10 protein-coding genes are annotated in these 12045 nt (G+C 63.1%); 5 read left to right on the forward strand and 5 right to left on the reverse strand.

From position 1 onward, the window contains the following. Positions 1–45 precede the first annotated feature (45 nt). The 5 genes from OO306_RS19100 to OO306_RS19120 form a co-directional block, all read right to left on the reverse strand. Positions 46–327: a peptidylprolyl isomerase gene (locus OO306_RS19100; protein WP_027594867.1), complete on the reverse strand. Its 282-nt coding sequence runs from the start codon at positions 325–327 to the stop codon at positions 46–48. Positions 328–406: 79 nt separating this feature from the next. Then, entirely contained in the window at positions 407–1468 is a 1062-nt protein-coding gene (locus OO306_RS19105) for a 3-deoxy-7-phosphoheptulonate synthase (protein WP_099429472.1), read from the reverse strand. Between the two features lie 564 nt (positions 1469–2032). After that, positions 2033–2584: a YbhB/YbcL family Raf kinase inhibitor-like protein gene (locus OO306_RS19110; protein WP_027594869.1), complete on the reverse strand. Its 552-nt coding sequence runs from the start codon at positions 2582–2584 to the stop codon at positions 2033–2035. Between the two features lie 48 nt (positions 2585–2632). Then, complete coding sequence (locus OO306_RS19115) at positions 2633–2938, reverse strand: hypothetical protein (protein ID WP_027594870.1); 306 nt, start codon at positions 2936–2938, stop codon at positions 2633–2635. Between the two features lie 214 nt (positions 2939–3152). After that, positions 3153–4448, reverse strand: coding sequence for an MFS transporter (locus OO306_RS19120; RefSeq protein ID WP_027596740.1), 1296 nt, complete (start codon positions 4446–4448; stop codon positions 3153–3155). A 755-nt stretch (positions 4449–5203) separates the two neighbouring features. Between OO306_RS19120 and fdnG the strand changes: the two genes are divergently transcribed. The 5 genes from fdnG to OO306_RS19145 are packed head-to-tail and all read left to right on the forward strand — an operon-like array spanning position 5204 to position 11615. Then, complete coding sequence (gene fdnG, locus OO306_RS19125) at positions 5204–8254, forward strand: formate dehydrogenase-N subunit alpha (RefSeq protein ID WP_265969612.1); 3051 nt, start codon at positions 5204–5206, stop codon at positions 8252–8254. A gap of 13 nt (positions 8255–8267) precedes the next feature. Further along, positions 8268–9152: a formate dehydrogenase subunit beta gene (gene fdxH, locus OO306_RS19130; RefSeq protein WP_027596742.1), complete on the forward strand. Its 885-nt coding sequence runs from the start codon at positions 8268–8270 to the stop codon at positions 9150–9152. Beyond that, positions 9149–9784: a formate dehydrogenase subunit gamma gene (locus OO306_RS19135; RefSeq protein ID WP_265969613.1), complete on the forward strand. Its 636-nt coding sequence runs from the start codon at positions 9149–9151 to the stop codon at positions 9782–9784. The genes fdxH and OO306_RS19135 overlap by 4 nt, the downstream gene beginning before the upstream one ends. Next, positions 9781–10683, forward strand: coding sequence for a formate dehydrogenase accessory protein FdhE (gene fdhE, locus OO306_RS19140; protein ID WP_099454003.1), 903 nt, complete (start codon positions 9781–9783; stop codon positions 10681–10683). The genes OO306_RS19135 and fdhE overlap by 4 nt, the downstream gene beginning before the upstream one ends. 56 nt (positions 10684–10739) lie before the next feature. Further along, positions 10740–11615, forward strand: coding sequence for an AEC family transporter (locus OO306_RS19145; protein ID WP_265969614.1), 876 nt, complete (start codon positions 10740–10742; stop codon positions 11613–11615). Positions 11616–12045: the final 430 nt, after the last annotated feature.

A 12045-nucleotide genomic window follows, 5' to 3' on the forward strand; every position in this document is an offset into this window, starting at 1 on the left:
GCTGTTCCTACAGAGGCTGAGTCGTTCCAGAGGAACAACCTGGTATCAGTCCTGACGGCTGGTGACTTCCAGCAGGTGATAACCGAACTGGGTTTTCACCGGGCCCTGGACAACGTTCAGCGGCGCGCTGAAGACCACGGTATCGAACTCACGCACCATCTGGCCCGGGCCGAACGAGCCCAGGTCGCCGCCTTGGCGGCTGGATGGGCAGGTGGAATTGGCCTTGGCGACTTCGGCGAAATCGGCACCAGCTTCGATCTGGGCTTTCAGTTCGTTGCATTTGTCTTCGCTGCTGACCAGGATGTGGCGGGCGGTGGCACGTGCCATGGGTACTGCTCCTTAGGGTAAAAACGCAAGCCTAGCGCACTTGTTCGGGAAATGTCTCGCAAGGCTTGCTAGCGGCTTCCTACAGTTTTTGTGCCGCCTCGCGCAACAGGGTTTCAGTTGACGCCCAACCCAGGCAGCCATCGGTTATCGACACGCCGTACTTCAGTGCGCCTTTGCCTAGGGACTGGCAGCCATCGAACAGGTGCCCTTCGATCATCACGCCGACAATCGAACGGTCACCGGCCACGCGCTGTGCCAGCACGTCCTCGAATACCGCGGGCTGCTGCGCTGGGTCCTTGCCGCTGTTGGCATGGCTGCAATCGACCATGATCCGCGCCTGCAACCCCACCTTGGCCAACCCCTGCCGGGCCTGGGCGATGCTCGTGGCATCGTAGTTCGGGCCTTTATGGCCGCCGCGCAACACCAGGTGGGTGTCGGGGTTGCCCAGGGTCTCGATGATGGCCGGGTAGCCCTGCGCATCCATGCCGAAATGGCGGTGCGGGTGTGCGGCGCTGCGCATGGCGTCGCAGGCGATGCCGATCCCGCCGTCGGTGCCATTCTTGAAGCCCACAGGCAGTTCCAGGCCACTGACCATTTCACGGTGCACCTGCGACTCGGTGGTGCGTGCGCCGATCGCGGCCCAGCCCAGCAGGTCGTCGAAGTAGCCCGCGGCCATCGGCTGCAGCAGCTCGGTGGCAATGGGCAGGCCGCGCTCGATCATGTTCAGCATCAGGCCGCGCGACAGGGCGATACCGGCGTGCATGTCATCGCTGCCATCGAGGTGCGGGTCGTAGGCCAGGCCTTTCCAGCCCACCGTGGTGCGGGGTTTTTCGACGTAGGCGCGCATCACCAGCAGCAGCTTGTCATCCACTTCGCGGCTCAGCGCGGCCAGGCGGTCGGCGTATTCCAGGGCCGAGCGAGGGTCGTGAATCGAGCAGGGGCCTACCACTACCAACAGGCGTTGGTCGCGGCCTTCGAGAATGGCACGTATGGCCTGGCGGTGGGCGTGGACTTGCTGGGTGAGCTCAGCGGACAGCGGCATTTGCTGCTTGAGCAGGTGGGGGCTGGGCAGGCGCTGGCTGACGGTCGTATTGGCAGCTTGCGGTTGGTTCAGGGGCAGGGCGAGGTTCGAGGCTTGCATGGCGTTTTTCCCTGGGCGGACGGCGGGTTCTGGCCCGCGTCGTCGGCCCTATCGAGGTGTTCGACAGATCGTTGTAGGTGTGTTGGCTGCAGCGTTGCCACCCTTGAAGGACCGAACGGAGGCGGCAGGCTGGCCCGAACGGGATTGGCTAAATCGCCAGGCATAGGTGTTTGCGCAGTAATAAGTGGCGTAGTTCATGAATCTGTCCTCAAGGTAAATCGGTAATGTTCAAAGGCCTGAAAAGCAAAACCCCCGGTCGGGGAGCCGACCGGGGGTTTGAGTATTCTCATGTTCGGCGGCCCCTCGAAAGTGGGCGCCGTGTGGGTATCAGCGGCGCCTAGTGGCTAAACCAATACCCAAAATAAAAGCTGGCAGGGGCCTTGCAACCGGCAACGGCCAGCACAGGGCGCAAGGTGCGACCGGTGTGGTTGGCGTGATTGCAGGTGCGTTTCGGCATGTTGCTCTCCAGTGAATGAGCCCGAGCTTACTTCAGATCAGGCGCGCCGTTCAATGGGTAAATGCTGTGACGTTGATCATTGTCGGTAATGGCGGGCAATGGCCCATTCAATGGCCGTAGCGCCCCACCAGGGTTTGTGCGCCCAAGGCATGGTCTTGGAGCAACTGCAGCAGCCCGTTGCGGTCCAGGTCTGCTGGCAGGATGCCGGGTTCGAGGTCGGTTGCAATCAACGTCAGCGCGTAGTGGTGCGGGTTGTCCCCGGCGGGCGGGCACGGGCCACGGTAGCTGGCGGTACCGCGGGAGTTGCGCCCCACCGTCACGGCAGGGCTGGTCAGCCCGGCCACGCCTTCTTTCAAGCCATCCAGGCCCGGGTCGATGTTGTAGGCGACCCAGTGCACCACCCCGAGGCCTTTGCCGCCATCGGGGTCGAACATCACCAGCGCCAGCGAGCGCGTACCGGCGGGCAGGTTGTCCCAGCTCAGTTGCGGGGTGCGTTCTTCACCTGCGCCGCAGGCCGGGTCTGGCCCGACCTGTTGCAGAGCGATCACGCCACCGTCGGTGAAGGAGGAAGAACTGATCGACAATGCGCCAGAGCCCGGCCCGGCGGCCAGTACGCTGAAAGGCAGCAGGGCAGCGAGCAGCCAGGGTTTGGCGTTCATGGCAACTCCTTGGCAGGGCAATGGAGCGCAGTGTAGTCCAGCCGCGCCTCAACGGCTGTCCTGGTCCTCAGCGGTGCCGCCATCGTAGCCGGCACCGGAACCTGTGGCTTCGCCGGTGCTGTTGGAGCCGCCGCTGGCGCCGTCTGCGGCATCGGTGCCGGTGTTGCTGCTGTCGTTGTCCTGGCCGCTGCCGGGGCTGTTGACGCTGCTTCCGTCACCTGCGGTCTTGCCGCCAGACTGGTCGGTTTGTGGGCGGCTGTCGGTATTGGTGGGTTCGGTGGCAGCGAAGCTGGTGCCGGTGATGGCGCCCAGGGCCAATGCCAGGCACAGCGAAAGGGGGCGAATGCGGATCATGATGAATCTCCTGTGCGGATGATCTGTCATTCGTTTGGCTGGAGCAGGGCGGCGCGGTGCCCTCTGGGCGACGGGTGGTCACCCAGAGCCAGGGAACACGCGTTTTCTGTGTAGGAGCAGCCTTGTGCTGCGAAGAGGCCGGTGACCACACAGCAGATCCTCGCTGCTATCACTGGCCTCTTCGCAGCACAAGGCTGCTCCTACCGGGGTGGGGTTATCGGGTTTCGGCTTGCGCTGCCCCTGTCCCTTGCACCGGCTCCAGCGGCGGATGCTCCTGCGCGGCATGCATCAGGTCTTCAGTCACTCGCAACTCGGCACCGGTGGGCGAGAAGGTGGTGGACGCCGCGAACGGCGCCGGGTGCTCGGCCGCCGGGCGCTTGCCTCGGCGCCACAGGAAGAAGCTGACCATGGCCAGGTTGACCACTGCAAAGGCCCAGAACAGCCCGGCCTCGCCAAACGACGTCATCATCGGCGAAATCGCCAGCGGCGCCAGCGCCGAACCCAGCGAGTTGATCAGCAGCAAGCCCTGGATCATCGGCACCAGCGCGTCGGACGGTGCACGGTCGGCAGCGTGGCTGACCGCTACCGGGTACAGGGCGAACACGCCGCCACCCAGCAGGAACAGCATTGCGGGCAGCAATGACGATTCAGACGGCAAGAACACCGTAATCAACGACAGCACCACGCACAGGCCGGCCAGGGCAATCAGCACATCCTGGCGGTCCTTGCGGTCGGACCAGCGCCCAACCGGGTACTGCAGCAGCATCGCACCCAGGATCACCCAGGCCATCATGCTGCCGACTTCGCCCACGTCCAGGCCAATACGTTGCAGGTACAGCGGCAGCAGCGCATAAATGCCGGCAATCGCCACCCCCGAACCGAAGCAGCCGACCAAACCCGACGGCGCGACCCCCAGCAGTTGGCGGGGCTTCAGCGGTTCGACCTGGTCCAGCAGTGGCGACACCCGCGGCAGGATCACGATCGGCAGCACCGACAGCGCCGCGAGCATACCCGCGAGCATGAACGGCGCGGTGTCGCCCAGGCGGGTAATTTCGCCAAGGCCTGCCTGGGCAATAACGCCGGCGCCGTAGAAGGCAATCATGTACAGCGCCAGCAGGCGGCCACGGATTTTCGCGTCGCCGGCCAGCAGCAACCAGCTCTCGATCACGAGGAACACGCCCACCGCAGCCCAGCCGTTGATCAGGCGCAGGATCGACCACCACGTGGTGTCGTAGAACAGCCCTTGCAGCAGGATGGTCGCGGCGATCAGCGAGGCGAAGCTGGTGTAGGCGCGGATATGGCCGATGCGCAGGATCAGCCGGTCATTGAATATCGCGCCAAGGGTCAAGCCAATGAAGTAACTGGACGACACGATACCGATGGTGGTGGCTGATTCACCGGCCGCGCCCAGGCGCAGGGTGGTCAGGGAAGACATGAAACCGTTGCCCAGGGCAATGATGAACAGCCCGAGCAGGGGCGCCAGCGCCATGGCCAGCAAACGCGGAGACATACGTACCTCAAGTTAGATGAGCGGAATGAGCGCCTCTTCGGACGCGCACGCCAGCTGGGCCCGAAAGGGGGCCAAGAGGCTGCACGGATGTGCCTGGGCTGGATGCGACCTGGGCAAGACTCAACCGCTGGGCCGTAAGGGAGCTGGGCCGGGCGGGGTCGGTTGAGCCTATTTCACATGGGCGGTCATGTGTTCAGGCGCGGACTCTGTCATTGCTGCCGGTTGCCACCGTTCAAGGCGACGGGCGAAAAGGAACCGCGATTCTACGTGCTTGCAACCTTTTGCCCAAGGGGCATTGGCCTGCGACGAGACGCCGCAGGGTGTCGCGACGTAGAGGCTTAATTAGCCCGCTTAATAATAATTCGTATAGAAAAATAACTTTAGTCGTATTGATTCATTGTTTTGGTGGCTGGCAGTGACTATTTGTTGATCTGGATCAATACAGGTATGTAATTAATTACCGTATCAGCCTGTTGATCGACAGAACTTATCAAGCAATCAAGCCGCTCAATTGGTCCCTGCGGCATCCTGCCACTACAATGGCGGGCGCGGCCCGCAAGGGGCGCCTCGATAAACGTGTGATGCTGCGGTCCATTTAGTAGTTGCAAAAGAAGTTGCGTTTTAATAACGCGCTGTAGATTTCTATTGCCCCTGACGTGTGCCCGTCACCGAATTAGAACGATCAGCCGATAACACCCGTTGATAAGTAACGCCTGTGTGCCCGGTATTTAACCGGGCCGAGATGAGGAGATCCCATGGCACTTGGCAGACGACAATTTTTCAAACTGTGCACGGCCGGTGCGGCGGCAGCGACCACCGTGTCGCTGGGCTTTGCCCCGGCAGTGGCCAATGCCAGCCAGTCACGCCAATACAAGCTGTTGCGCGCCAAAGAGACCCGCAACAACTGCACCTACTGCTCGGTAGGCTGCGGCATCCTCATGTACAGCCTGGGCGACGGCGCGAAAAACGCCAAGGCACGCATCTTCCACATCGAAGGCGACCCGGACCACCCGGTCAGCCGAGGTTCGCTGTGCCCGAAAGGGGCAGGGCTGGTGGACTACATCCACAGCGAACAGCGCCTGCTGTACCCGGAGTACCGCGCGCCAGGCTCGGAAACGTGGCAGCGGATTACCTGGGACCATGCCATCGAGCGCATCGCCCGCTTGATGAAGGCTGACCGCGATGCCAACTTCATCGAGAAAAACGCCAAGGGCGTTACCGTCAACCGTTGGCTGTCCACCGGCATGCTGTGTTCTTCGGCGGCCAGCAGCGAAACCGGCTCGCTCGACCAGCGCTTTACCCGTGCCCTGGGTATCCTCGGCACCGACAGCCAGGCGCGGGTTTGCCACGCCCCGACGGTGTCGGCGCTGGCACCCACCTTTGGCCGTGGCGCCATGACCAACAACTGGGTAGACATCAAGAACGCCAACGTCGTGATGATCATGGGCGGCAACCCCGCCGAGGCACACCCGGTAGGCTTCAAGTGGGTGATCGAGGCGAAGATCCGCAACGGTGCCAAGGTGATCGTCGTCGACCCGCGCTTCAACCGTAGCGCTGCAGTGGCCGACCTGTATTCGCCCATTCGCGCAGGCTCCGACATCACCTTCCTGATGGGGGTGGTCAACTACCTGATCAGCCATGACCGTATCCAGCACGAGTACGTGCGCGCCTACACCAATGCCAGCCTTATCGTGCGCAGCGACTACAGTTTCGACGACGGCCTGTTCAGCGGCTACGACGCCAACACCCGGCGCTACGATCGCAGCTCGTGGGCCTATGAACTCGACGAGCAGGGCTTTGCCAAACGTGACGTGACGCTCAGCCACCCGCGCTGCGTGTACAACCTGCTCAAGCAGCATGTGAGCCGCTACACGCCGGAGCGGGTCAGCGAGCTGTGCGGTACGCCAAAGGACGACTTCCTGCAGATTTGCGAGATCCTTGCCAGTACCAGCGCACCGGACAAGACCGCCACCTTCCTCTATGCCCTGGGCTGGACCCACCACACCACGGGCGCCCAGATGATCCGCGGCTCGGGCATGATCCAACTGCTGCTGGGCAATATCGGCATGGCCGGTGGCGGCGTCAACGCCCTGCGCGGGCACTCCAACATCCAGGGCTACACCGACCTGGGGCTGTTGTCGCAACGCCTGCCGGGTTACATGAACCTGCCGTCCGACAACCAGACCACGGTCGAGACCTACCTGAAAGAAACCACGCCCAGCGCCCAGCTGCCCGGGCAGGTCAACTATTATCAGCACACGCCCAAATTTTTCATCAGCCTGATGAAGAGCCTGTGGGGCGACAAGGCCACCCCTGAGAACAACTGGGGCTTCGACTGGTTGCCCAAGTGGGACGACAGCTACGACGTACTCAACTATTCCAACCGCATGTATGAAGGCAAGGTCAACGGCTACATTGCCCAGGGCTTCAACCCGATCGCGGCCTTCCCGGACAAGAACAAGGCCGCCGAGGCCTTGGCCAAGCTCAAGTTCCTGGTGATCATCGACCCGCTGGCGACCGAGACGTCGAGCTTCTGGCAGAACCACGGAGAGTCCAACGACGTCGACCCCGCGGCGATCCAGACCGAGGTCTTCCGCCTGCCTTCCAGCTGCTTTGCCGAGGAGAACGGCTCGATCGTCAACTCCAGCCGCTGGCTGCAATGGCACTGGGCCGGGGCGGCCCCGCCCGGTGAGGCCTGGCACGATGGCAAGATCCTCGGCCACCTGTTCATGAAGCTGCGCGAGCTGTACCGCGACGAGGGCGGCGTATGCCCCGAGCCTGTGTTGAACATGGCATGGGACTACAAGAACCCCTACGATCCAGAGCCAGAAGAAGTCGCCAAAGAGTCCAACGGCTACGCCCTGGCGGACCTGCATGATGACAAGGGCGACCTGGTGCTGCGTAAAGGCCAGTTGCTGGACAACTTCGCCCAATTGCGCGATGACGGCAGCACCGCGTGCTTCAACTGGGTGTTCGCCGGCTCCTGGACCGAGGCCGGCAACCAGATGGCCCGCCGCGACAACGCTGACAGCGGCCTGGGCTGCACCCCAGGTTGGGCGTGGGCCTGGCCGCAGAATCGGCGCATTCTTTACAACCGTGCCTCGGCCGATCCGCAGGGCAACGCCTGGGACCCCAAGCGCCAGATCATTGCCTGGGATGGCAGCCGCTGGAGCGGCAGCGATGTCCCGGACTATCCGGTAACCGCCGCGCCAGGCAGCAACGTCAACCCGTTCATCATGCTGCCCGAAGGCGTAGGCCGGTTGTTCTCGGTTGGCGCCATGAACGATGGGCCGTTCCCTGAGCATTACGAACCGATCGAAAGCCCACTGGCGTCCAACCCGCTGCACCCCAATGTCAGCAAGAGCCCGACCGCACGCCTGTACGAAAGCGACCGTGCGCGGATGGGCAGCCGTGAGGAGTTCCCTTACGTGGCCACCACCTACTCGATCACCGAGTTGTTCCGCCACTGGACCAAGCACTCGCGGCTCAACGCGATCATCCAGCCCGAGCAGTTCATCGAGATCGGCGAAGTGCTGGCCAAGGAAAAAGGCATCGTCCAGGGCGACCTGGTGCGGGTCAGCACCAAGCGCGGCTACATCAAGGCCAAGGCGGTAGTGACCAAGCGGGTCCAGCGGCTAGAGGTCGCCGGCCAGATGGTCGACACCATCGGCATCCCGTGCCACTGGGGCTTCGAGGGTGCCACCCGCAAAGGCTTCCTGGCCAACACGCTGACCCCGGGGGTGGGTGACTCCAACACCAACACCCCGGAATACAAGGCGTTCCTGGTGAACGTGGAAAAGGCCTGACGGAGCGACGCACATGTCCCTGCAATCCCAAGACATCATTCGCCGTTCGGCGACCAACGCCTTCACCCCAGCGCCGCGAGCCCGCGATCACCAGGCCGAGGTGGCCAAGCTGATCGACGTCAGCATCTGCATCGGCTGCAAGGCCTGCCAAGTGGCCTGCAACGAATGGAACGACCTGCGTGACGAGGTAGGCCACAACGTCGGCGTGTACGACAACCCGGCCGACCTCACGCCAGACACCTGGACGCTGATGCGGTTTGACGAGCACCAGGACGAAAGCGGCAAGCTGGAATGGCTGATCCGCAAGGATGGCTGCATGCATTGCGCCGACCCGGGCTGCCTCAAGGCGTGCCCGCAACCGGGGGCGATCATCCAGTACGCCAACGGTATCGTCGATTTCCAGTCCGAGCATTGCATCGGCTGCGGCTACTGCGTGGCCGGTTGCCCGTTCGATGTACCGCGCATCAGCAAGAAGGACAACAAGGCTTACAAGTGCACGTTGTGCGTTGATCGGGTCAGCGTCGGCCAGGAACCGGCCTGCGTGAAAACCTGCCCGACCGGCGCGATCAACTTCGGCAGCAAGGCTGACATGCTGGTGCAGGCCGAAGAACGCGTGAGTGAACTGCAAGGCCGCGGCTTCGCCGGTGCCGGCATTTACGACCCGCAGGCCGTCGGTGGCACCCATGTGTTCTACGTGCTGCAACACGCCGACAAGCCGCAGCTGTACCACAAGCTCAACCCAGACCCGCGCATCAGCAGTGCGATCGAGGGCTGGAAAGGCTGGCTCAAACCGGTGGCCGCCGCGGCATTCTTCGCCACCCTGGCGGGCACGGTGTTCCACTACATCGGCGTTGGCCCCAACGAAGTCGAGGAAGACGACAAGGAGACCCTGGTATGAACAAGGACCGATTGATTCTGCGCACGCGCTTCATCGACCGGGCCAGCCACTGGTTCATGGTCATCTGTTTCTTCCTGGTGGCGATGTCGGGGCTGTCGTGGTTTTTCCCGTCGTTGAACTGGCTGAATGGCGTGTTTGGCACACCGCAGCTGGCGCGCATCCTTCACCCGTTTTTCGGGGTGGTGGTGTTCGTGGTGCTGATGTTCCTGTTCGTGCGCTTCGTCAAGTACAACTTGCCCGAGCGTGAAGACGGCATCTGGTTTCGCAACGTCAAGCGCGTGTTGGCAGGCGACCACAGCCAGCCGCTGCGCATCGGCAAATACAACGCCGGCCAGAAGGTCCTGTTCTGGGGGATCATGGGCCTGATCACCTTGCTGATGCTCAGTGGCGTGATCATCTGGCGGCCCTGGTTTGCCGACTACTTCAGCATCCCGCTGATCCGAATTGCCCTGTTTGCCCATGCACTGGCAGGCATCTCACTGATCCTGCTGATCATCGGCCATGCGTACCTGGCGTTCTGGGTGAAAGGTTCGATTCGCGGCATGATCACCGGCTATGTCTCACGCAGTTGGGCCAAGTCGCACCACGATCGCTGGTATCAGCAGATCAACAGCAAGAGCGAGAAGAAATGAGCAGCATCAAACTGACGGCGGTCGAGCAGCCCACCGGGGGCGTGGGCACCATCAGCGCCTTGTTGCTGCCGCAACTGGACCAGCACTTCGCCAAGCGCGCGGCGCGTTTGCGTCACTTGGCACAGGGGCATGAGCAAGCCGACTATCTGGAGTTCGCCGCCACCATCGCGCAGGCCCAGCAGCGTTTGCTCGATCGTTTTCCCGTGCCGGCCAACGAGCTTGAGGCACTGACTGAGCGGCTGGGCGCAGAGGCGCCATTATCGACGCAGTTGCACTCAGGTTACTGGCAGCAAATGCTCGAGCATCTGCTCGAGGACCTGCGCACTGAAGCCAGCGACCCGGTATGCGCGGCCCTGGACAGGCTCGCCGCGCTGAGCGCCGATCAGCGCGAAGCCTGCGCCCAAGACTTGCTGCAGGGCCAATATGGCAAGGTGAACAGCGGCGAGGCGGTGTTTTTGTGGGCCGCCCTGGGGCTGTACTTCGTGCAACTGGCTGCGGCCTTGCCAGCGCATGCGCATGCGGCGGTGGGCGAGCATCGCCAGTTCTGCCCAGTGTGCGCCAGCGCGCCGGTGGCCAGCGTCATCCTCACTGGCAAGCGTGCTGGGCTGCGCTACCTGCACTGCGGGCTGTGCGAGAGTCGCTGGCACATGGTGCGGGTCAAGTGCAGCAACTGCGAGCACACCGGTAAGCTGGACTATTGGTCGCTGGAGCGTCAGGACAGTGCGGTCAAGGCGGAAAGCTGCGGTGACTGCGAAAGCTACCTGAAGGCCTTCTATTACGAGCACGACCCGGCACTGGAGCCTGTCGCCGATGACTTGGCCTCCTTGCAGCTGGATGCCGAGCTTGAAGGGCAAGGCTTTGCCCGTAGCAGTATCAACCCATTTATGTTTCCGGGTTGAAGCAGCGTAGGACTGCGGCATACTGACGCCTTTCGCACACCAGGAAGGTAAGGCTCATGCTGGCATCGTTGTTCGCCGTTCTGGCACCTGTGTTCATCGTTGCCGGCATTGGTTTTGCCTGGGCCCGCAAAGGCTTGGACTACCCCACTGAGTTTATCGCCAGGCTGGTGATGACGGTCGGCACACCGTCGCTGGTGCTGTCGACCTTGAGCCGCACGGAACTGGACCCAACGGCATTCACCAGCATGGCGCTGGCCTGCCTGTTGTGCACGTTGGGCATGGCCTTGGCAGGCCTTTTGGTCAGCCGTGCCTCGGGGCAACACTGGCGTGTGCTACTGCCGGCGTTCATGTTCCCCAACACCGGCAACATGGGCCTGCCGATCAGCCTGTATGCCTTCGGCGAGCACGGCCTGGCCCTGGCGGTGGCGTTTTTCCTGACCCTGTCGATCGTGCAGTTCACGGTCGGCATGGCCATTTCCGGCACGGCAGCTTCGCTCAAGGCGCTGGTCCGCAACCCCATTGTGATCAGCCTGGCGGGCGCGATGCCGATCATCTTTCTGGATTTCGAATTGCCGCGTTGGTTGGCCAACACGGTGAACCTGCTCGGCGGCATGACCATCCCGCTGATGCTACTGACCCTGGGCGTTTCGCTGGCCAGCATTCGCCTGCGCCATGTGGGCAGCGGCATGCTGCTGGGTGGTTTGCGTATCGGCCTGGGCGCGGCGGTGGGGTGGGCGGTTGGCGTGGCCTTGGGCGTGGATACCCTGGAGCGTGCGGTATTGATGGTGCAATCGGCGATGCCGGTGGCGGTGTTCAATTACCTCATGGCCGTGCGCGCCAACCGCTCGCCGGAGCAGGTGGCGAACCTGGTGATGTGTTCCACGGTGCTGTCATTCGCCTGGTTGCCGATTGTGCTGGCGGGGTGGATGTAGCGTGCTGCCTTGTCATACGCGCTTTGTGTAGGAGCAGCCTTGCGCTGCGAAGAGGCCGGTAAAAGCAGCGAAGATCTACTGTGTTTTCACCGGCCTCTTCGCAGCACAAGGCTGCTCCTACAGTGGCTCATGTGCTGATCTAGAACGGCACCGCAACAGTCAGCGTGCCAGGCGACTTGACCTGCCGTGCCACGGCTGAGCTTTGTGTAGGAGCAGCCTTGTGCTGCGAAGAGGCCGGTGAAGGCAGCGGAGATCTACAGTGCTTTCACTGGCCTCTTCGCAGCGCAAGGCTGCGCCTACCGGGCGTTACTGGCGGGTCTGGCCCGGCGCCGCGGCCGGCCGCGGGCCCGGGCGTTTGGCCGGGCGGGGCGCGGGGGGGGGGGGGGGGGGGGCAGCCGGGGGCTGCGCTGTGGCCGGCGGGGGCGGCCGG

Origin of the sequence: Pseudomonas sp. DCB_AW, assembly GCF_026240895.1 — a bacterium.
GTDB lineage: Bacteria > Pseudomonadota > Gammaproteobacteria > Pseudomonadales > Pseudomonadaceae > Aquipseudomonas > Aquipseudomonas kermanshahensis.